The organism is Chryseobacterium arachidis (genome assembly GCF_900129245.1).
In the GTDB taxonomy this organism is placed as follows: Bacteria; Bacteroidota; Bacteroidia; order Flavobacteriales; family Weeksellaceae; genus Chryseobacterium; species Chryseobacterium arachidis.
Map to the genome: position 1 here is coordinate 89,098 of NZ_FQUT01000009.1, position 20,482 is coordinate 109,579.

General features: G+C 35.9%; 19 protein-coding genes and 1 tRNA gene. 1 reads left to right on the forward strand and 19 read right to left on the reverse strand.

The features are described from left to right. Positions 1 to 33 precede the first annotated feature (33 nt). Genes hisC through hisG form a run of 3 tightly spaced genes read right to left on the reverse strand, consistent with a single transcriptional unit; the run spans position 34 to position 3,206 of the window. Entirely contained in the window at positions 34 to 1,068 is a 1,035-nt protein-coding gene (gene hisC, locus BUA89_RS15395) for a histidinol-phosphate transaminase (protein ID WP_072959966.1), read from the reverse strand. Beyond that, positions 1,055 to 2,347, reverse strand: coding sequence for a histidinol dehydrogenase (hisD, locus tag BUA89_RS15400; protein ID WP_072959969.1), 1,293 nt, complete (start codon positions 2,345 to 2,347; stop codon positions 1,055 to 1,057). Before hisD ends, hisC begins: the two co-directional genes overlap by 14 nt. A 1-nt stretch (position 2,348) precedes the next feature. Next, positions 2,349 to 3,206 carry an ATP phosphoribosyltransferase gene (gene hisG / locus BUA89_RS15405; RefSeq protein WP_072959973.1) on the reverse strand — a complete coding sequence of 286 codons (858 nt, stop codon included), beginning with the start codon at positions 3,204 to 3,206 and terminating at the stop codon, positions 2,349 to 2,351. A 552-nt stretch (positions 3,207 to 3,758) separates the two neighbouring features. Between hisG and BUA89_RS15410 the strand changes: the two genes are divergently transcribed. Then, complete coding sequence (locus tag BUA89_RS15410) at positions 3,759 to 4,589, forward strand: hypothetical protein (protein WP_072959975.1); 831 nt, start codon at positions 3,759 to 3,761, stop codon at positions 4,587 to 4,589. A gap of 43 nt (positions 4,590 to 4,632) precedes the next feature. Here BUA89_RS15410 and BUA89_RS15415 read toward each other — a convergent pair whose 3' ends face one another. The 16 genes from BUA89_RS15415 to amaB form a co-directional block, all read right to left on the reverse strand. Then, positions 4,633 to 5,742, reverse strand: a complete 1,110-nt coding sequence (locus BUA89_RS15415) for a glycosyltransferase family 4 protein (protein ID WP_072959978.1) — start codon at positions 5,740 to 5,742, stop codon at positions 4,633 to 4,635. Continuing rightward, entirely contained in the window at positions 5,726 to 6,400 is a 675-nt protein-coding gene (locus BUA89_RS15420; protein ID WP_072959982.1) for a glycosyltransferase family 32 protein, read from the reverse strand. The genes BUA89_RS15415 and BUA89_RS15420 overlap by 17 nt, the downstream gene beginning before the upstream one ends. An 11-nt stretch (positions 6,401 to 6,411) precedes the next feature. Then, the gene (locus BUA89_RS15425; RefSeq protein WP_072959986.1) at positions 6,412 to 7,224 is read right to left on the reverse strand and encodes a 2,3,4,5-tetrahydropyridine-2,6-dicarboxylate N-succinyltransferase; all 813 of its coding nucleotides are present in this window, start codon (positions 7,222 to 7,224) and stop codon (positions 6,412 to 6,414) included. Positions 7,225 to 7,366: 142 nt separating this feature from the next. Further along, the gene (locus tag BUA89_RS15430; protein ID WP_072959989.1) at positions 7,367 to 7,936 is read right to left on the reverse strand and encodes a C40 family peptidase; all 570 of its coding nucleotides are present in this window, start codon (positions 7,934 to 7,936) and stop codon (positions 7,367 to 7,369) included. 154 nt (positions 7,937 to 8,090) lie between these two features. Continuing rightward, positions 8,091 to 8,468, reverse strand: coding sequence for a hypothetical protein (locus tag BUA89_RS15435; RefSeq protein ID WP_072959992.1), 378 nt, complete (start codon positions 8,466 to 8,468; stop codon positions 8,091 to 8,093). A gap of 32 nt (positions 8,469 to 8,500) precedes the next feature. Then, positions 8,501 to 8,574, reverse strand: a tRNA-Ala gene (locus BUA89_RS15440). Between the two features lie 180 nt (positions 8,575 to 8,754). Next, complete coding sequence (locus BUA89_RS15445) at positions 8,755 to 9,234, reverse strand: MarR family winged helix-turn-helix transcriptional regulator (protein WP_072959996.1); 480 nt, start codon at positions 9,232 to 9,234, stop codon at positions 8,755 to 8,757. 2 nt (positions 9,235 to 9,236) lie between these two features. Next, on the reverse strand, positions 9,237 to 9,725 hold the full coding sequence (locus BUA89_RS15450) for a GNAT family N-acetyltransferase (protein WP_072959999.1): 489 nt from the start codon (positions 9,723 to 9,725) through the stop codon (positions 9,237 to 9,239). A 162-nt stretch (positions 9,726 to 9,887) separates the two neighbouring features. Next, on the reverse strand, positions 9,888 to 11,303 hold the full coding sequence (locus tag BUA89_RS15455; protein WP_072960002.1) for an efflux transporter outer membrane subunit: 1,416 nt from the start codon (positions 11,301 to 11,303) through the stop codon (positions 9,888 to 9,890). 20 nt (positions 11,304 to 11,323) lie between these two features. Continuing rightward, positions 11,324 to 14,470: an efflux RND transporter permease subunit gene (locus BUA89_RS15460; RefSeq protein ID WP_072960005.1), complete on the reverse strand. Its 3,147-nt coding sequence runs from the start codon at positions 14,468 to 14,470 to the stop codon at positions 11,324 to 11,326. Position 14,471: 1 nt separating this feature from the next. Then, the gene (locus BUA89_RS15465; protein WP_072960010.1) at positions 14,472 to 15,656 is read right to left on the reverse strand and encodes an efflux RND transporter periplasmic adaptor subunit; all 1,185 of its coding nucleotides are present in this window, start codon (positions 15,654 to 15,656) and stop codon (positions 14,472 to 14,474) included. A gap of 1 nt (position 15,657) precedes the next feature. Beyond that, positions 15,658 to 16,113 carry a transcriptional regulator gene (locus BUA89_RS15470; RefSeq protein ID WP_072960014.1) on the reverse strand — a complete coding sequence of 152 codons (456 nt, stop codon included), beginning with the start codon at positions 16,111 to 16,113 and terminating at the stop codon, positions 15,658 to 15,660. A gap of 117 nt (positions 16,114 to 16,230) precedes the next feature. Continuing rightward, complete coding sequence (locus BUA89_RS15475; protein WP_072960017.1) at positions 16,231 to 16,743, reverse strand: GNAT family N-acetyltransferase; 513 nt, start codon at positions 16,741 to 16,743, stop codon at positions 16,231 to 16,233. 381 nt (positions 16,744 to 17,124) lie between these two features. After that, complete coding sequence (locus tag BUA89_RS15480) at positions 17,125 to 17,352, reverse strand: DUF2007 domain-containing protein (protein WP_072960020.1); 228 nt, start codon at positions 17,350 to 17,352, stop codon at positions 17,125 to 17,127. A gap of 63 nt (positions 17,353 to 17,415) precedes the next feature. Beyond that, positions 17,416 to 18,744 (reverse strand): L-lysine 6-transaminase, encoded by a 1,329-nt coding sequence (lat, locus tag BUA89_RS15485; RefSeq protein WP_072960024.1) that lies wholly within the window; start codon positions 18,742 to 18,744, stop codon positions 17,416 to 17,418. 97 nt (positions 18,745 to 18,841) lie between these two features. Continuing rightward, the gene (gene amaB / locus BUA89_RS15490) at positions 18,842 to 20,392 is read right to left on the reverse strand and encodes an L-piperidine-6-carboxylate dehydrogenase (RefSeq protein WP_072960027.1); all 1,551 of its coding nucleotides are present in this window, start codon (positions 20,390 to 20,392) and stop codon (positions 18,842 to 18,844) included. Positions 20,393 to 20,482: the final 90 nt, after the last annotated feature.

Consider the following 20,482-nt stretch of genomic DNA (forward strand, 5'->3'; position numbering starts at 1 on the left):
TTTACTTTACTAAACCCTATAGGTTTTGAAAACCTATAGGGTTTCACACTGTTTTAAAACCTTAATTAGTTGAATATTTTCCTCTCTATTTCCAATATTAATTCGGATACAATTTTGAATTTGCGGACTTCTTTTGCTGGTCAGAATTTTGTTTTCGAGCAATTTTTTATAAACAGCTTCTACGTTTTCAAATTCAATCAGAAAAAAATTGGCATCGCTTGGATGTATTTTTTTAATACAATTAATCCTTTGAAATTCATCTTTTAGCCATGATTTTTCAATTAAAGTATTTTTTACATTATCATTCAATTGTTTTTGACTGTCAATTGATTTCAATATTAAATCTAAACTTAAAGAGTTTACATTATATGGCGCTTTCACCGTATTAATCCATTTAATGATTTCCTTAGACGAATAAGCAATTCCGACTCTCGCTCCGGCCATTCCCCAGGCTTTAGAAAATGTCTGGAGTACGATAAGATTCGGATAACGTCCCAGCAATTCTAAGCTCGATTTTTTTTCTGAAAATTCTATATAAGCTTCATCAACTACAACAATTCCGTTGAAATTTTTAACATAGAATTCAATGTCTTCAATACTGTTCCCTGTCGGATTATTGGGAGAACACAGGAAAAATATTTTTAATTGATCTTCTTTTGCCATGTTTAAAAATTGATCTTTTACAATTTCGAAATTCTCGTTCAGATCAAGCTTTAACACTTTATTCTCATTGACAGATGCATAAAAACTGTACATCGCAAACGACGGATTCATCATTAGAATAGAATCTTTCTTAGGTTCGCAAAAAACTTTAATGATCAGATCGATTAACTCATCGCTTCCGTTTCCAACAGCAATCTGATCCGCTGAAATATTTTTTATTTCAGATAGTTTTTGCTTAACAATTTTCTGTGTGGAATCGGGATAACGGTTGAATTCTCCAAACGGACTTTCATTGGCATCCAACAAAACCGGATTTTCAAATTCATTCTGATCTCTGAAACTTACGTAAGGCTGTAATTCCAGGATGTTTTTTCGCATTAATTTATTGATGTTAAATTCTTTCATTGTCTTGATTTAATCGGATGGATACGGCATTTTTATGAGCGAATAAACCTTCCGCTTCTGCCATGATTTCTATTGTTTTTGCTAAATTCTGAAGTCCTTCCTTCGACAGATGCTGAAATGTAATTTTCTTTACAAAACTGTCTAAAGAAACTCCGCTGTAATTCTTCGCAAAGCCGTTTGTAGGAAGTGTATGATTGGTTCCGCTCGCATAATCTCCCGCACTTTCACAAGAATAATTTCCTAAAAAAACGGAGCCAGCATTTTGAATTTTCGAAATAGAATTTTCAAAATCTTCAATGGCCAAAATTAAGTGTTCCGGAGCATACAAATTGCTGAATTCGACGGCTTCTTCAATGGTTTCTAATAAAATAAAATGACTGTTTTTCAATGATTCCTGAACATATTCATTTCTTGGAAGCTCTTTAATTTGTTTTTCTATTTCTTTGATCGTTTCATTAAAAATTTTCACATCGATAGAAATAAAAATAACCTGACTGTCACTTCCGTGTTCTGCCTGAGAAAGCAAATCTGCTGAACAGAATGCAGGAACTGCTTTTTCATCAGCAATCACCAACACTTCACTTGGTCCTGCAGGCATATCAATCGAGACTCCAAAATTTTGAGCATATTCTTTTGCTGCCACCACAAACTGATTTCCCGGTCCGAAAACTTTGTAAACGTTAGGAATGCTTTCAGTACCAAAAGTCATTGCCGCAACTGCTTGAGCACCACCGGTTTTAAATATTTTTGTCACTCCACAAAGTTTTGCCGTATAAAAAATTGCCGGGTTTATATTTCCATTTTTATCAGGCGGCGTACATAAGATAATTTCTTTGCAACCGGCTAATTTTGCAGGAATGGCAAGCATTAAAACTGTTGAAAATAAAGGAGCGGTTCCTCCCGGAATGTAGATCCCTACTTTGTCGATCGCTCGATTTTCTCTCCAGCAAATAACTCCTTTTGTAGTTTCAATCTTCTCAATTTCAACATTTTGAGAGACATGAAATTTTGTAATATTCTCTTTTGCTTTTTGAATCGCACTTTTTAATTCGTCACTGATTAGACTTTCCGCATTTTCTATTTCTTCCAGAGAAATATTAATATTTTTAACTTCAGCTCCATCAAACTTTTTGTTAAAATCAATTAATGCCTGATCTCCGTTTTCTTTAACCTTATTGAAGATTTCTTCAACTATTTCAGCAATCTCTTCTCTTTTTATAACAGGCCGTTTTATTAATTCTGACCACGTATTTTTTTCCGGATATTTACTAATCTGCATATTAAATTACCATTTTATCGATTGGAATTATTAAAATATCCTGAGCTCCTTTTTCTTTAAGTTCATCAATGACTTCCCAGAATCGCTCTTCATCAATTACCGAATGAATACTGCTCCAATTCTTTTCCGCTAAAGGAATTACAGTCGGGCTTTTTAGGACAGGAAGAACATTTGATATCTCGGAAATCTTTTCGTTCGGAACATTCATTAAAATGTATTTGGAGTTTTTTGCCCGTAAAACAGCCTGAATTCTGAACAGAAATTTTTCTAAAACAACCTTTTTTTCATTCGTCAATTCTGAGGTTTTTGCTAAAACAGCTTCCGATTTTAAAAGAGTCAAGGTTTCTCTCAAACCATTTTTAAATAATGTGCTCCCGGAGCTTACAATGTCACAGATTCCATCGGCAAGACCGATGTTTGGAGCAATTTCGACTGAGCCTGAGATAATGTGAATATCCGCAGAAACATTATTTTTTTGAAGGAAACTTTTAAGGGTATTTGGGTAAGAGGTAGCAATTTTTTTACCCTGAAAGTAATTGATATCATCTGTTTCAATTTCTTTCGGGATGGCTAAAGAAACGCGGCATTTCGAGAAGCCTAGCTTCTGAATAATTTCAATATTTTTCTGCTTTTCGACCAAAAGATTTTCGCCGACAATGGCAACATCTACCACTCCATCTTCCAGATATTGAGGAATGTCGGAATTTCGCAGATACATAATTTCCATAGGAAAATTTTCCACAGAAACTTTAAGCTGATCTTTCCCGTTGTTTACGAAAATACCGCAGTCTTTAAGGAGTTGAAGAGAATCTTCATAAAGCCGTCCGCTTTTTTGGATCGCAATTTTTAATTTACTCATTTCACTTTTTGTTATGTCTGAGCAAATAAAATGGTTGAATTGAAAAATTTCTCGGGATAAATTTAGAAACAAAAAAACCGTCTATTTACTCAGACGGTTTTTAATTATTTTGATTTTTAACATACTATATCTCAATCAATTCCGTCTAACAGATATGATGGTGATAATGATGTACTGTTAAAAAATTCGGTTTCATTGTTGAAATTTTATGTTGCAAAGGTATGATATAATTTTTTTAATGTGCAAATTTTAATTCAATATTTTTAATAATTTTAATTTTAAGCGTAAAATATCAACATTAAATACATTATAAATTAATTTTATTCAATATTTATTACAATTTAATTTATATTTTTCTAAAATCGATTTTGATTTAATATATTTGCAGCCGAAATGTTTTTTCAATTATAATCAAATGCCTTTGAATAGAGGTTTTTCTTAAACTTGACTGATTATAATTAATCCAAATTTATAATTTAAAAAACAACACTTGTCATTAATCTTATGATTTTCGACAGGATAATTTTTGCCTGAAATTTTAAAATAATATCAATGAAAAAACATTTAATCACTTTAGGATGTCTGTTTTCTGCATCTTTACTATTCGGACAAATCGGTGTAAATACTTCCAATCCGCAAGCAGTCTTTCATGTAGACGGAGCGAAGGATAATCCGTCTACAGGAACTCCTACAACAGCTCAACAGCTGAATGATGTTTCTATAAACGCCGACGGAAATATAGGAATTGGAACCACTGCTCCCACTGCAAAACTTGAAATTAATTCTACTAATGGTAATGCTTTAAAAATTTCCGATAACACACAAGGATTAGGAAAAGTTTTAACTTCAGATTCCAACGGAAATGCAAGATGGTCAGCTCCGGGAACAAGCTTTGCAAAACTGGCAGTTATACCAACAACGGAACAAACTTTCACAACGATTGATGACCCACAAATATCAGGAGATCAAAGAATTGGGTATTCAGGTGCTTACATAACCCTGACTCCCGGCAAATATCAGGTCAACTTTACCATGTGGTGTACTCCATCAGGAACCAATGCCTCTGTTACAAGCTCAAACGATGGTTTTGCATCAGTTTTTCTCTCGACTTCATCAACAGCGAATGTTTCTCCAAATTATCTTTCTCCTATAAAATCAATAATCATTCCACGTTTATATAACAGTGCTGCTGCCAGTCCGGATTACTACGGATCGGGGAATATCGCTGTAAACATAACAGAAAATACGACGTTATATCTTTGGGTCTATATGTCGAACGGAAACTGGACAAATACTGCAGCCCGAACAATGAGATTCCGATTTGATGCGGGGAGCTATGGACCGTACGTTCAGATGTATGCCGTTCCTTTTGAGGTCGAATAAAATTAAAAAAGTCTTCTGATCATTTCAATTCAGAAGACTTTTTTTAATTAATTATTTTTAAAACGGATTGATAAAGATTTATTAATTGATTAGCAATCGGTTCATCATTAAACTTCTGCACAAACTCCAAACCTTTTTCAGCTCGGCGTTTTCTTTCCGATTCGTTATCCCATAAAAATTTAATTTTGGCTTGAATATCCAAATAATTTTCAGGATCAATATAAACAGAATCGGGACCTCCAGCTTCAGGAAGACAGCTTGTGTTGCTTGTAATTGTGACTGTTTTTGAGAAAAGTGCTTCTATCACGGGAATTCCGAATCCTTCGAAAAAACTTGGGTAAACAAAAATATCAGCCAATTTGTAAATAACAGCCAACTCATCCATTGAAACTCCTTCCAAGAAATGAATCTGTTTTTCCATCTTATTTTTTTGAACAAAATTCGCTATTCTTTGAAAATACTTTGTTTTTTTTCCGACTACGACTAATGGGATTTCAGTATCTTGTATTGCCTTGACAACATTAAAAAGATTTTTACGATCTTCAATCGTTCCAACGTTTAGAATAAACCTTTCAGGAAGATTGAATTTTAATTTTGTTTGTTGAAAAAAAACATCAGATTGCTGTTCTTTAAAAGCTTTATGACAACCTTGATAAATCACTTCAATTTTGCTTTCAGGAACTTTTAAAAATTCAATAATATCCTTTTTCGTCTGCTCCGAAATAGCAATTATTTTATCCGCTGAATTAGCTGCTTTTTTAAATTTCCAAAGATGAATTTTCCGGTCAAAAAATGAGTAATATTGAGGGTAACGAACAAAAATCAAATCATGAATCGTAACAATTTTTTTGATGGTTTCTTTGCCCCATTTCAAAGGCAATTCACCTGATAATCCATGGAAAATGTCTGCGTTTTGTTTCTGAGCATCCTTCCCCATTTTGAACTGTCGGGATATTCTTCCTTTGGACGTTTCAACAAAATGAACGTTTGAATTTTTTAAAATGTCGGATCCTCGTTCGGATTTGTTTTTATTTAATAAAATATATTCGTTTTCAGGAAAATATTTCGCTAAAATTCGCACAAGATCTCTTGAATAGTTGCCCAAACCTGATGTATTGTGAAAAAAGCGTTTTGCGTCATAAGCTATCTTCATTCTCAGGTTTTATAATGTTTTGAGTGAGTTGTTTTTTCTTCCAGTGTTCTGATTTTTTGCCATATAAGAAAAGTCGCCCCAATTTATATTTAACTTTTAAGTGCCCCTCATAATCAATTTTTACAAAACGATGTGCCACTTCAGGATTTTCCCTTAGAACTTCATTAACAGCTTCAGTATAAGCTGTTGGTCCGGTTGTTTTATGAACATCATTTGGATATCGATGCGTTTGAATATTATCCAAAACTTTCTTTAAAGTTCTTTCAAGAAAAGGATGGCCTTTATCAAAAATTAAAGCCCATTGGCAATATAATCCTGGATTTCCTTCAGGGCTAATTATTGCAGAATCTGTATCTTTTATAAACCGATCTAAAGGTGTACTATCACATGAATCAATATCCAAATATACACCCCCAAATTTATATAATACAGCGTATCTAAAAAAATCTGCTTTTGCTGCACCAATAGTAAGACTCTTATATGCTTTAATATATTCAGAAGGAAATTCTTTCGTGAAAAACTCTAAAATCCTTTCATCATCATAAAATTGATAATTCCACCCCGGATTTTTCTTTTTCATTCTGTTAACATAAAACCTCGTAATCCAAGGAAGATTCGAGGTTTTAAATGTTTGAAAAATATTTTTAGGAATTGCCATGTACAAAAGCTTTAAACAGCAACATTATTATCTCTCAACGCATCATTTAAAGACGTTTTTTTGTCTGTAGATTCCTTTCTCTGACCGATGATCAAAGCGCACGGAACCTGATATTCTCCTGCAGGATATTGTTTTGTATAACTTCCGGGAATTACTACTGAACGGGCAGGAACTCTTCCTTTGATTTCGATTGGTTCAGAACCTGTAACATCGATAATTTTCGTAGATGCCGTCAAAACAACATTTGCTCCCAAAACAGCTTCTTTTTCTACATGAACACCTTCTACAACAATACATCTTGATCCGATGAAACAGTCGTCTTCGATGATTACCGGAGCAGCCTGAAGCGGTTCCAAAACACCACCGATACCAACACCACCACTCAAGTGAACGTTTTTACCAATCTGTGCACAGCTTCCCACTGTTGCCCAAGTATCAACCATAGTACCTGAGTCTACGTAAGCACCAATGTTTACATAAGAAGGCATCATGATAACTCCCGGAGCAATGTAAGCTCCTTCTCTAGCTACTGCATGTGGCACAACTCTTACCCCTTTTTCGGCATAATTTCTCTTCAAAGGCATTTTATCATGAAATTCAAATGGGCCAACCTCGATAGTTTCCATTTTCTGGATCGGGAAATACATTACGACAGCTTTTTTCACCCACTCATTTACCTGCCACCCGTTTTCTGTAGGCTCTGCTGTACGAAGTTCACCCTTATCTACCAAAGAAATAACCTCTCTGATCGCTTTTTGGCTGTCTTCATTCTGCAATAGATCTCTGTTGTCCCAGATATTTTCAATAGTTTGTTGTAACGACATTTTTGTAGTTTAAAATTATTCGCGCCAAAGATACAAAAGTTTAAGTTAAGGCTAATGTTTAGATTAATTTTAAGTAAGAAAATATTATGAAATTCTTTCATTTAAAATGCAAAAGAATCTATTATAGTGGTGAGATTTTTATTTACAGAACTCTCTGGGCATGCAAATAGGCTTTGTTCCAGTATTTTTCGTTTAAAGAAGAAATAATGACTCCTTTCGAAGTCGATGCGTGGATAAATTTCACTTCACCATCATTTCCGATGTCGTGAACAATTCCTACATGGGAAACCCTGCTTCCTCCTGCTGTTGCAAAGAATAAAAGATCTCCGGGCTTTACTTCCCTGATGTCAATTTTATTTCCTGTTCCGGCCTGATCTTCAGATCTTCTGGGAAGTTTGAAATCATTTTCTTCGAAAACTTTTACGGTAAATCCTGAACAGTCGAAACCTGATGATGTATTTCCGCCGAATTTGTAAGGAGTTCCGATATATTTTTCAGCATCTTTTAAAATATTATTGATAGATTTTGAAACTTTACCATCGAATTTTGAATCTAATTTGCGGAGATTTTCAGACTTGGCGATTGTTTTAGTCGTATTTTTCTTCGTAGAAACGTTTTTTGAGCTTCCGCAGGAAATAATAAACAGGGATGCAATCGACAACATAAATACACTGCTTCCTACTTGTTTTCTGCAAAACAATCTGTCCTTCATACCGTTTTAGATTTTACTATATTCACAAATATAAGTAAAATAATATCTTCCAGTTGCCCGAATATTGAAGATTTTGGGTATTTTCATCATCAATTCATTATAAAACAACAAAAGCCATCCAACGGACAGCTTTTGTTTATGATGTAAAAATCTTTTATTTTGAAGTTTTTTCGCCTATCCAGGTTCCAGATCTATCCGGAGTAGGCAGCGCATTTACCCAAGTTCCGTTTGCTTTTTTATCTTCTCTAGACAGTGTACCTTTGAACTCTCCGTCATCCGGTGTACCAATGGTAGCCGTAAGTTCACCCGATTCTGTAAGATGTCCTGAAATATAGTAATTTTCAGTGGTCTGGTCAGAATGCAGTGTACCGGTTACTTTTCCGTCTGTTGCCACCACGATATTCCAGTCCCCTTTTTCAGTTCCGTCATACCTTCCGGCCCAGGTTCCGATGAAGTCATAAATCGTATCGTCGTCTTTGCTACAGCCGATGAACAAAAAAGCCGTGAATAAAAGTAAAAATATTTTCTTCATAGTTTATAAGTCGTTTTATCACTTAAATTATGTGGAGAATACGGGGATCGAACCCGTCACCTCAACACTGCCAGTGTTGCGCTCTAGCCAGATGAGCTAATTCCCCTTTCTGCTGCTTCATTTCTGAAACCGTACAAAAGTAAGTATTTAAACTACATATACAAACATTTTATTAAATTTTCTTTAATAAGTGCCTTTATTATCTATATAATCATCACTTTTTGAAAACTTATTTGTGCGAAACAGCAAAAAGAAAATCATTTATCTATCGATTTATCAGCATTATTTATTGAGCGTTTTTCAATTGTAACGTTCTTTGCAAAAAAGATTGATTCGCAATTTTTTCTTCGGCTTCATTTATCGCTTTTAATAAATGATTTTCATTATCCGATATTTCTTCCAACACTTTTGATACGATTTCCCAAACGGGTTTCATTTTCTCGATTAACTCGATTCCTTTTGGAGCAAGCTCTATCAAACGTTTTCTTTCATCCGTTTTATCTTTTTTAGATACAATCATTTGTTCTTTTTCAAGTTCTTTCAAAAGACTGATAGTTGATGGATGGGTATACCCTATTTCATTGGCGATTTCTACAACGCTGAGTGTGGTTTTATGATGTAATGTAAAAATTACAGGAAACCATTTCGGCTCAAAATCGATTCCGAATTCTTTGTAAATTAAAGCTCCGTCTTTACGCAATTGCTCACTGAGACGCTGTAATCGCGTGGATAAAGCAAGGGTTCCGGATTCATTAATGACATTCATAGTTAAGATTTTAGATCAAGGAAACAAAATATGTTATCGGCACTCATCACAGGAAATTTTGCGGGTAAAGACTGCTTTTCAATGATTTTAAAATGATTTCTCTCATAAAAACGCAATGCAGCCTTGAGTATCGATACCGTTCCCAAATATACTTCATCTATTCCGTTTTCTTTACAGAAAGCAATTAAGATATCCAATAATTTCTGAGCAATATTGTGCTCCTTCCCCCTGAATTCTTTTTTTACAAACATTTTTCGGATGGCGGCAGCATTTTCATCAAATTTTACAAGGGCAATCGTTCCTAAAAGTTCACCATTAATAAAAGCTCCCCAAAAATTTCCGCCACTGGAAACATAAAATTCTTCGATTTGCATAAGATCTGGCTGATCTTCAATCGTAATAGGAACATTGAATTCTTTTTGCTGAATATTCAAAATCAAATCTATTGCTGATTTTGAATATGTGTTATTTATTGCTTTAATTTCTAACATTTTAATTTATTTATGTACAAAACTACGTAGTTGACTACATAAAAACAAATAAAATTTCAATAATCATATTTAAATCACTGAAAATTAAATATTTAAAATTATAAATAAAAAAGTGCATTGAAATAAATCAATACACTTTTCTTCGTTACTTTATATTAGAAATTACTTCCAACCGCCTCCAAGAGCCTGATAAAGCTCTACTCCTGCTTTCATTTTACTATATTCTGCATTTGCAATATTCAATTCTGCGTTTAAAGAATTTACACTTGCATTCAATACTTCAAGATAATTAGCCATCCCGTAGTTGACTAATTCTTGAGAATAATCTACCGAATTTTTATAGTTTAATAATTCTTTTTTCTTTAAATCTATATACTGATCCTGAACCGAATAAACTCTTATTGCATCTGAGACTTCTTTTCCGGCCGTAAGAACCGCCTTTCTGAAATTCAGATAAGCCGTCTCCTGATTAGCAAGACTTACTTCATAATTTGTTCTGATTGTTCTTTTATTCAGAATCGGCTGTGCCAAACCTCCTACAACGCTTGCAAATAAAGAATTTACACTGAACAAATGATCAATATCTAATGATTGTATACCTCCGCTTCCAGTAATTTTCAATGTTGGGTAAAACTGAGCTTTTGCAGAATTTGTTAATTCAAAAGCATTCATCAAATTATATTCTGCTCTCATTACATCCGGTCTGTTTGCCAGCAACTGAGCAGGATATCCAAGTTTAAGATCAATTGGAACATTCTGCGTTTCCAAAGTTGATCTTTCGATAGTATGGGAAGGCACTCCCATCAGTAAACTCATTGTATTTTCCAGTAACTGAATCTGTGTGTCGATATCAATTAACATCGATTTTGCATTATAAACCAACGCTTCACTTTGCTGAACCGCAACTTCTGTTAAAGTTCCTGCCGTTTTCAGTGCTTTTGTTGTTTCTAAATTCTGCTCACGAACTTTGATGGTTTCATTAATAATTCTCTTCTGTTCATCAAAGGTCAATAATTGATAATAGGCAGAAGCGACTGAAGCTACCAAATCACTTTTAACCGCCTTATGAGCCGCAACCGTTCCTAAATATGAGGCTAACTGAGCTTTTTCCTGAGCTTTTAATTTCCCCCAAAGATCTGCTTCAAAACCGATACTTGCCGTGATGTCAAGCTGATTAATATATCTTCTGTCACCAAATAAACGCCCCGTCTGCGTATTCAGCGACTGGGTCTGGAAAGTGTAACCAGGGCCAACCGTCACCGTTGGTTCATACGCCGCCTTACTCTGTTTTAAATAAGCTTCTGCAGAATTAATGCTCTGTAAAGCAATTCTTATATCCAGGTTGTTTTCCAAAGCCTTCGAAATATGGTTTTGAAGGATAGGATCCGTGAAAATCTCCTTCCATGAAACGTTGGCAATATTTGTAGTATCCGAAGGAAGCATATCTGTACGGAACAACTTCTCGTCTACCACGTTATCCGGCCTATGGTATTCTTTTCTTGCCATACATGATGCCAATACTGCAACCGTAAATACTGATAAAGCTGTTCCTTTTATTATTATTGATAAATTTTTCATTATTTAATCTTAAAGATTTCTTATTCAGCTAAGTTCATTTCTTCGTGCGTAATCGGCTTGATTTTTTCCTGAATCGTCTGGAAAATCACATATAAAACCGGAATGACAAACACCCCTAAAATAGTACCGATCAATAATCCAATTGCTGCTCCCGTTGCAATAGAACGGTTACCTACGGCACCAATTCCGTTTGCCAAAACCAGTGGTAACAAACCAAAGATAAATGCCAGTGACGTCATCAGAATCGGTCTTAATCTGGCTTTAGCCGCATTAACCGCAGATTCAACAATCGTTTCTCCGTGATGTCTACGCTGAACGGCAAATTCAATAATCAAAATCGCATTCTTCGCCAATAATCCCACCAACATAATCAATGCAATCTGGAAATAGATGTTGTTTTCCAAGCCCATGATTTTCTGTCCGAAATAAGCTCCCATTACCCCTAAAGGAAGTGAAATTACCACTGCTAAAGGAAGAATATAACTTTCATACTGTGCTGACAAAATGAAATACACAAACACTAAACTCAACGCAAAAATCAGGAAGGTCTGTGAACCTGAAGCAAGCTCTTCTCTTGATAATCCCGTGAATTCTACTGAATAATTCTGATCTAAAGTTTCACTTGCAACCTGCTGTACGGCAGCAATGGCATCACCTGTACTGTAACCTCCAGAGTTGGCTCCTGTAATTTTAACAGATGTAAACAGGTTGTATCGTCCTACAGACTGTGGTCCGTATGTTTTATTCAATGTTACAAACTGTGAAATGGGTGCCATTTCTCCACCGCCCGTTTTTACATATAATTTATTCAAACTTTCTGCATTTACACGGTCTTCCGGTAAAGCCTGAACCATTACTCTGAACTGCTTTCCGTATTTTGTAAAGTCAGCACTGTAAATACCACCGATGTATCCCTGCATGGTTTCAAGAATTAAATTTACAGAAACTCCTTTTTGTTTGGCTAAAGGAACATTGATCTGCATTTCATACTGTGGATATTTTGTATTGAATGAAGTCTGCGCAAATTCAATTTCAGGACGCTTCATCAGATTTCCGATAAATTCATTTGTTTTATCATCCAAAGCTGAAAATTCGCCACCTGCTTTATCTAATAGCACCATCTCAAAACCTGCAGAGTTACCAAATCCTGGTACACTAGGTGGCTGGAAGAATACTACTTTTGCATCAGGAACTGACCCTGAAAGTCCGAAAAGCTTTTTAGTAATCGTTTCGGATGATAAATCATCTCCTTTTCTTTCGTCAAAAGGCTTAAGCTTGATAAACGCAAGACCGTTATTACTACCGTTTCCGGAAAGTAGACCTCTACCCGTAGAAATCGTTACGTTTTGAATTCCGGGAATTTTCAATGCATTTGCCTGCAACGTTTTCAGAACATTATAGGTTCTTTCCATAGAAGCTCCGGGAGGCAACTGTACATCGGTAAAGATAATTCCACGGTCTTCTGTCGGTACGAAACCTTTTTTCATCGTTGAGCTCGTCCAGTAAATAATTCCACCCGTAATTGCAAAAATCAATAAGGTAACCCATTTATGTCTAATAAGGAATGTAAATCCTCTACCATAACGGTCTGTTGCTGTTTTGAAAGCAATATTAAATTTATAGAAGAACTTCTGAATGAAGTTTTTGTTTTTATATTCTTCATGATGTTCTTCGTGTGGTTTTAAGAATAAAGAACATAAAACCGGACTTAAAGTCAATGCATTAATCGCCGAAATAATAATCGCAATAATCAGGGTAATCCCAAACTGCTGATAAAATACTCCGGTTGGCCCAGTAATAAATGTTACCGGAATAAATACCGCTGCCATTACCAAAGTAATTGAAATAATCGCTCCTGTAATCTCATCCATAGCTTCAACGGTCGCCTTTTTAGCATTGGAAATTCCGTGCTCCATTTTGGCGTGAACGGCTTCTACGACGACAATCGCGTCATCCACCACAATACCAATTGCTAATACCAAAGCGAAAAGCGTCAGTAAGTTTAATGAATATCCGAATAAATTCAGGAAGAAAAATGCTCCCACAATCGAAACCGGAACTGCAATCGCCGGAATCAACGTCGATCTGAAATCCTGTAAGAAAATATAAACTACAATAAATACAAGGATGAAAGCTTCAATCAAAGTATGAATTACTTTTTCAATCGACGCATCCAGGAATTCGTTGGTATCAAAGTTAAAGGTATATTTTACACCTTCAGGGTAAGTGCTTTCGTTGGCTTTAAGCTGAGCTTTGATATTCTCAATAATCTCCTGCGCATTCGATCCCGGAGTCTGGAAAATCCCCATACTGATTGACGGGTTATCTCCGTTTTCTCCGACACCTGTGTAGGAAAGACCGCCTAATTCTACTTTAGCAACGTCTTTCAACATTAGGTTTTGTCCGTCCGGCAAAGATTTAATGATGATATTGTCATACTGTTCTTTATCGCTGAACTTCCCTACATATTTAATGATATATTCGAAAGAGCTTCCGCTGTTTTGTCCTAAAGAACCAGCCGCAGCTTCTCTACTCTGCTCATTGATCGCTGTTGTAACATCTGTCGGAGTAATTCCGTACGCTGCCAATTTTGCAGGATCCAGCCAAACTCTCATTGAGTAATTCTTTCCACCGAAAACGTTGGCTTCCCCAACTCCATTAATCCTCTGAAGGTTTGGAATAACGTTGATATTCAAAAAGTTCTGAAGATAAACGTCATCAATATTTTTGTTTTCTGAATAGAAAGAAAGATACATCAACGCACTCGTCTGCTGTTTCTGGGTCACAACCCCTGAACGCGTTACCTCACTTGGAAGTAAAGGGCTTGCTCTGGATACACGGTTCTGAACGTTTACGGCTGCAATATCAGGATCAATTCCTTGCTTAAAGAAGACCTGAATCTGTGCCGAACCGTCGTTCCCTGCAGTGGATGTGATATAATCCATCCCTTCCACACCATTGATCTGTTCCTCCAAAGGAACCACCACACTCTTCATCACCGTTTCTGCATTCGCTCCGGTATAATTTGCTCTTACACTCACGGTTGGCGGAGCAATATCAGGATACTGAGTAACAGGAAGGGCTATCAATCCCAGAACCCCGAGTATGACAATCAATATCGAGATTACAGTAGATAAAACCGGTCTGTTAATAAAGTTTTTTATCATGTTAGAATTTCGGTTTTACAGATTGAACTAAACTATCCATTTTTACTTTTTTAGGCTGAACGGCAGTTCCCGGTTTTACACTTCCCGTTCCTGCTGCAATTACCGTTTCTCCTGCTTTTACACCTGATTTAAGCAAAGCATAATTGTCGATACGGTCGATAACTTCAACCACAACGTTTCTTGCAGTATCTTTATCTAATTTGTAAACATAAACAATACCTTGCTGTTCGTAGGTTGCACTTTCCGGAACCACTAAGACATTATCAAAATGTTTAGGGAATCTGATGGTACCACTGTTCCCGTTGCTTAATAATTTCTGGGCATTTTTAAAAACCACTCTGAACTGAATAGTTCCTGTTGTAGGATCTAAAGAACCTGTAACCGCCTCAATTCTTCCCTTCTCAGGATAAATACTTCCGTTTGCAAGCTGAAGTTCAACCATCGGAAGGTTTTTTATTTTTTCAGGAACACTTGCTCCTACAGATTTTTCAAGGAAATCAAAATAGGCTTTTTCATTCATCGAAAAATAAGCGAAGATTTCTGAAGTATCTGAAATTGTTGTTAAAGCGGTTTGATCTGTCGGGCCAACTAAACTTCCCACTTTTAATGGAAGTTTACCAATAACTCCTGAGATAGGTGCACGAATAACCGAGTAATCGATATTGGCTTCAACCCCTTTGTAATTGGCAACCGCCTGTCTTTTAGCAGCATTTGCCTGCTGTAATCCCGCCTGAGCCTGCGCTAAATTTGCCTGAGCCGTCTGTAACTGAACATTGCTGATGATATTTTTCTGAACAAGTGGTTTTAATTTGTTCACTTCCACCTGCGCAGCATTTACCTGCGCCTGTGCAGCAGCAATATTGGATTCGGCGGCACCTATGCCTGCTTTGGACGCAGCGGCATTTTCAGTAAGAATATTGGTTTCAAGGCGGAATAGAGGCTGCCCTTTCGTAACATACTGCCCTTCATCCACCAAAACCTGAGTAATATACCCCTGAATTTTTGCTCTTACATCATTATTAACCCGCCCCTCAATACTCGCGGGGAAAGTATCGTACCCCACAATATTTTTGTTCTCTACCGAAACTACAGGAAACGGCTTTGCGCCATCCTGCTTCGGGGCTTCTTTTTTGCAGGCCACTAAAGAAAGTGCTGCAACAGAAAGTATAACTAGCTTATTATTCATTTTATAGTTTATTTAGAGATTCCTGAATATTAATTATGTTTTTGTTTAAAAGCGCTTTATAAGCTTCAATTTTTTCGTTGTATCCGTCATCATGATTTTTTTTAAACTGGTCTAAGTCATCCAGTAGTTTTAATTCGTCTTGCATCTTTTGAACTATTTTTTCAAATCTTATCTTTTTATAACCGTCATTGATGAAAAAATATCTTTTCCGCTCATCCATCTTGTTGTGGTCTACAATGAGTTCGGAATTCAGCAGTAATGAAATACTGGTAGAAACGGAGCTTTTACTTGCAGAAAAGATGTCCACAAACTCATCAAAAGTAATACCTACCTTATCATAATCGAATAATAGGTAGGCATATATTTTAGAGGCTAATGGTGGAAGGTTGAAAATGGCGCCGTAAAACTTTACAGCATCCTGAAAAATTTTCTCATCAATTTCTATACTCTTATGCATTGTATATAAATTTAGAGCAAATGTAAAAATTAGTTCAGAACTAAACGAACAAAGCTGATAGAGATTATAAATGTATAGTTTCTTAAAGAATCAATGATAACCCATTTAACTTTTGCCTTAAATTATAATCTTCTCATAAGCCTTTCTCATTCCTCCTGCCAAAAACACTTCTCCGCAATAGGTGTATCCCTTGCCTTCGAGGATCTTCAGCATTGCCACATTATCATAGTTAGTATCTACTTTAACACTTTGTATATCATGTGATTTTGTAAATTCTTCGATATGGTCAAAAAGAATTTTCACCATTCCTCTGCCGGCAAATTTTTCATCGACTGCCACCCTGTGAACAACAACAAATTCTCCATTACTCAGCCATGCTCCTTCAATTGTGCTGTAAGCAGGTTCGTCATTCAGAATCAAAGCAGTATACACTGCAATTTCCCCATCAACTGTCATTACATATCCGAACCCCTTGGCAATATCACTTTCTACCGTTTCCAGATTAGGATAACCCTGCTGCCATTGTGTGCTCCCGTCTTGTCTTCTCCTTTCGATTGCCTGCTGTAGAATACCCCAGATAATATCTCTGTCTTCCGTTTCTGCTTTTCTTAGTTTAATTTCTGAATTCATTGCTGTGAAAAAATTTTAATTAAAAGATTGAAAATTTAGAATTAAAAATTAATGTTGAGTTTGTACTATTAATTTAAATTTTTAAGTTTTGACTGAAGTCAATTTAAGTGGTTTTATTTTTGAAGACGGGCTAAAACCTGCCGTAATTAAGTAAATGCTTGAGATATTTCGAAAAGTTCAACATGAAATCTCTAATACTTACTGTTTTTATTAGCGATTCAATGTTAGCTTTGTCATATTAAGCCTGTCAAAGTATATTGATTTTCAATTCTTTAATTATTTAACAATAAAGTTTAAAATATTTGAACTAAAAAAAACCGAAAACTAATTGACATTAATTTTCGGTTCGAAGTAGTAAAATTTAAAATTATGAAATTGTTTTTAATTTTCATTTTGCTGAAGATAAGCATCAATAACCTCAAATGCTTTTTTCTCATCTTCAAGTTTTACCATTACTTTCAGAGACGTCGCTGTAGGCGTTGTAGTAAAAGTAAGGTAATTATTTTCTATTGCATTGGTGATTTGCGCATCATCCAATTTAGACTTAATCAATTGAATTTCTGCTTGTTTGTCACTTTCAAAAACTGATACTCTTGTACTTCTTTCCATATTTCTATACCGTTTGAGTATCTAAATATATGACGTTTTTTTGAAAATTACAAATTTTGAGTTTTAAATTTTATTAATATTATTTTCAATTTTGTCTAAAGCCAACTGAATTTCTTCCTTTGTAACATTCAGGTGAGGCCTGAAACGAAGCGACTGATCTCCACATGCCAGAATGATCATTCCGTCATTCCAAAGTTCGTCTCTTAAGTGATTTCTCTGTTCATTAGTTGGCAGATCAATGGCACACATTAATCCTCTTCCTCTTGCATTTGATAGTTTTTCAGGGTATTTTTCGGCTAACTTTATTAAACCTTCTAATAAGTAATCCCCAACCACTCTTGCATTTTCCACAAGATTTTCTTTCTCAATAATTTCCATTACCAATTGAAAACGAAGCATATCAATAAAGTTTCCTCCAAAGGTAGAATTGATTCTTGAACTCTCTCTGAAAACGTTATTCGGAACTTCGTCGAACTTTTCTTTATTTGCCAAAACCCCGCAGACCTGCGCTTTTTTACCAAAAGAAATAATATCCGGCCTAGCTGTAAAATGTTCAAAAGCCCACATTTTTCCGGTAATTCCGATACCTGTCTGTACTTCGTCGAAAATTAAAAGAATTTCATTTTGATCACAGATTTTTCTTAATCCTAATAGAAACTCATCCCTGAAATGATTGTCACCTCCTTCTGCCTGAATAGGCTCGATGATGATGCAAGCCACCTTATCGGGATTCATCAGGATAGCTTCTTCTATATTTAATAAAGCTAATCTTTCGTTTTTAATAGTCTCTTCCAAATTCTCTTCCGTAATCGGGAAAGTCAATTTCGGATTTAGAATTCTGGGCCAGTTAAACATTGGAAAATACTGATATTTTCTTGGATCCGACGTATTGGTTAAACTTAAAGTATAGCCGCTTCTTCCGTGAAAAGCCTGTCTGAAATGAATACATATCCCCGCTTCAATATCAAGACCTTTGTCGAAATTTTTACGTGTTTTCCAGTCGAAGCATGCTTTCATTGCATTTTCAACGCCTAATGTTCCGCCTTCAATAAAAAAAGCATACTGCAGTTCTTCAGGAATGACTACTCTTTCGAAAACTTCTAAAAAGTGGGCATATTCCTCAGAGTAAACGTCTGCCAAAGTAGGTTTATTAACGGCCATTTTCCCCAGCCAAGCCGATTTCTCGACGATATAGGGGTGGTTATAGCCAACTGACGCCGAAGCGAACATCGAAAACATATCCAGATATTCTCTGTTTGTAAGTTTATCATAAAGCCAAGAGCCGTGGGATTTTTCAATATCCATCACGAAGTCGAAACCATCTGCCAGAACGTGTCTGCCTACTGTTTCTTTAACTTTATTTGCTTGTATATCAATTGTTGTTTGTTCCATTTTTAATAAAATCTTAGAGGTGTTTTTTGAATTTAAAACTCAACAAAATCTGAAAATTACTTAGGGATATTTTCAAATACTGAATTTTTATCTGTTTTTAAAGATCAAACTTAATTCCCTGTGCTAAAGGAAGGTTTGCCGTATAATTAATGGTATTAGTCTGCCTTCTCATGTAATATTTCCAGACATCTGAACCGGATTCTCTTCCTCCGCCTGTTTCTTTTTCGCCACCGAAAGCGCCACCGATTTCCGCGCCGGAAGTTCCGATGTTTACGTTGGCTATACCACAGTCTGAGCCTGCATGAGAAAGGAATAATTCTGCTTCTCTTAGGTTCTGCGTCATAATTGCAGACGACAATCCCTGAGGAACATCATTCTGAATTTCAATAGCTTCTTCTAAAGCTGAATATTTAATTAAATATAAAATAGGTGCAAAAGTCTCATGCTGAACAATTTCGTAAGAGTTTTTCACTTCTGCGATAGCCGGTTTTACATAACATCCGGATTCATATCCTTTACCTTTTAACACTTCACCGTCAACAATGAATTTTGCGCCTTCTTTTTTACCTTTTTTAATAGCTTCCTCGTACATATTTACTGCATCGGTATCGATAAGCGGCCCAACATGGTTCGTTTCATCCAAAGGATTTCCGATCTTTAATTGCCCGTACGCTTTTACCAGTCTGTTTTTAACTTCATCATAAACACTTTCGTGAATGATTAACCTTCTTGTAGAAGTACACCTTTGCCCCGCCGTTCCGACAGCCCCGAAAACAGCCCCGATGATAGACATATCAATGTCTGCATCTTTAGAAATAATAATAGCATTGTTTCCACCTAACTCAAGGATAGACTTTCCGAATCTCTGAGCCACATTGGCAGAAACCATTCTTCCCACTCTTGTAGAACCTGTGAATGAAACCAGAGAAACTCTCTTATCATCTACTAATTTCTGTCCGATTTCGTGGTCTGCTACCAATACACTTGAAATTCCCTCAGGAAGATTGTTTTCCTTTAAAACTTCATTCATAATATTTTGGCAGGCAATCGCACAAAGCGGTGTTTTTTCTGATGGCTTCCAGATCGTAACATTACCACAGATCCACGCCAAAGCCGTATTCCAAGACCAAACCGCTACCGGAAAGTTAAATGCTGTAATGATTCCCACAATTCCAAGCGGGTGATACTGCTCGTACATTCTGTGACCAGGTCTTTCCGAATGCATGGTGTACCCGTGAAGCTGTCGCGAAACTCCTACTGCAAAATCGCAGATATCGATCATTTCCTGTACTTCTCCTAAACCTTCCTGCAGAGATTTTCCCATTTCATAAGAAACCAGTTTTCCCAGATCGTCTTTGTACTGTCTTAGTTTCTGACCCAACTGCCTTACGATTTCTCCTCTTTTTGGAGCCGGAATCTGCCTAAATTCCTTAAAAGCCTTTTCAGCAGTCTCAATTACCTTGTAATAATCAGATTCTCCGGAAGTTTTTATTTTAGCAATCATGTTACCGTCCACAGGAGAATAGCTTTCTATGGTCTTTCCTGATGCAAAATATTTTCCGCCTACTGAAGTTCCTTTGTTTTCATCTTTAATTCCTAGATTTTTGAGCGTCTTTTCGATTCCAAAATCCTTTACTTTTTTAGACATAAAAATTTTACTTTTCGTTCCCTCTAAAGATAGAAATATTACGCGAACTGCAAAATTTTAATTTTTTTAACGTGTTTTTTATTTGGACTA

Bases quoted from the DNA above. Each gene is read 5' to 3' on its own strand.
- hisG (WP_072959973.1), bottom strand. From the start codon at position 3,206: ATGAGTAAATTAAAAATTGCGATCCAAAAAAGCGGACGGCTTTATGAA.
- BUA89_RS15460 (WP_072960005.1), bottom strand. From the start codon at position 14,470: ATGATAAAAAACTTTATTAACAGACCGGTTTTATCTACTGTAATCTCG.
- hisC (WP_072959966.1), bottom strand. From the start codon at position 1,068: ATGAAAGAATTTAACATCAATAAATTAATGCGAAAAAACATCCTGGAA.
- BUA89_RS15480 (WP_072960020.1), bottom strand. From the start codon at position 17,352: ATGGAAAGAAGTACAAGAGTATCAGTTTTTGAAAGTGACAAACAAGCA.
- BUA89_RS15475 (WP_072960017.1), bottom strand. From the start codon at position 16,743: ATGAATTCAGAAATTAAACTAAGAAAAGCAGAAACGGAAGACAGAGAT.
- BUA89_RS15420 (WP_072959982.1), bottom strand. From the start codon at position 6,400: ATGGCAATTCCTAAAAATATTTTTCAAACATTTAAAACCTCGAATCTT.
- BUA89_RS15450 (WP_072959999.1), bottom strand. From the start codon at position 9,725: ATGTTAGAAATTAAAGCAATAAATAACACATATTCAAAATCAGCAATA.
- BUA89_RS15465 (WP_072960010.1), bottom strand. From the start codon at position 15,656: ATGAATAATAAGCTAGTTATACTTTCTGTTGCAGCACTTTCTTTAGTG.
- BUA89_RS15410 (WP_072959975.1), top strand. From the start codon at position 3,759: ATGAAAAAACATTTAATCACTTTAGGATGTCTGTTTTCTGCATCTTTA.
- BUA89_RS15435 (WP_072959992.1), bottom strand. From the start codon at position 8,468: ATGAAGAAAATATTTTTACTTTTATTCACGGCTTTTTTGTTCATCGGC.
- BUA89_RS15425 (WP_072959986.1), bottom strand. From the start codon at position 7,224: ATGTCGTTACAACAAACTATTGAAAATATCTGGGACAACAGAGATCTA.
- BUA89_RS15445 (WP_072959996.1), bottom strand. From the start codon at position 9,234: ATGAATGTCATTAATGAATCCGGAACCCTTGCTTTATCCACGCGATTA.
- BUA89_RS15470 (WP_072960014.1), bottom strand. From the start codon at position 16,113: ATGCATAAGAGTATAGAAATTGATGAGAAAATTTTTCAGGATGCTGTA.
- amaB (WP_072960027.1), bottom strand. From the start codon at position 20,392: ATGTCTAAAAAAGTAAAGGATTTTGGAATCGAAAAGACGCTCAAAAAT.
- BUA89_RS15430 (WP_072959989.1), bottom strand. From the start codon at position 7,936: ATGAAGGACAGATTGTTTTGCAGAAAACAAGTAGGAAGCAGTGTATTT.
- hisD (WP_072959969.1), bottom strand. From the start codon at position 2,347: ATGCAGATTAGTAAATATCCGGAAAAAAATACGTGGTCAGAATTAATA.
- BUA89_RS15415 (WP_072959978.1), bottom strand. From the start codon at position 5,742: ATGAAGATAGCTTATGACGCAAAACGCTTTTTTCACAATACATCAGGT.
- BUA89_RS15455 (WP_072960002.1), bottom strand. From the start codon at position 11,303: ATGAAAAATTTATCAATAATAATAAAAGGAACAGCTTTATCAGTATTT.
- lat (WP_072960024.1), bottom strand. From the start codon at position 18,744: ATGGAACAAACAACAATTGATATACAAGCAAATAAAGTTAAAGAAACA.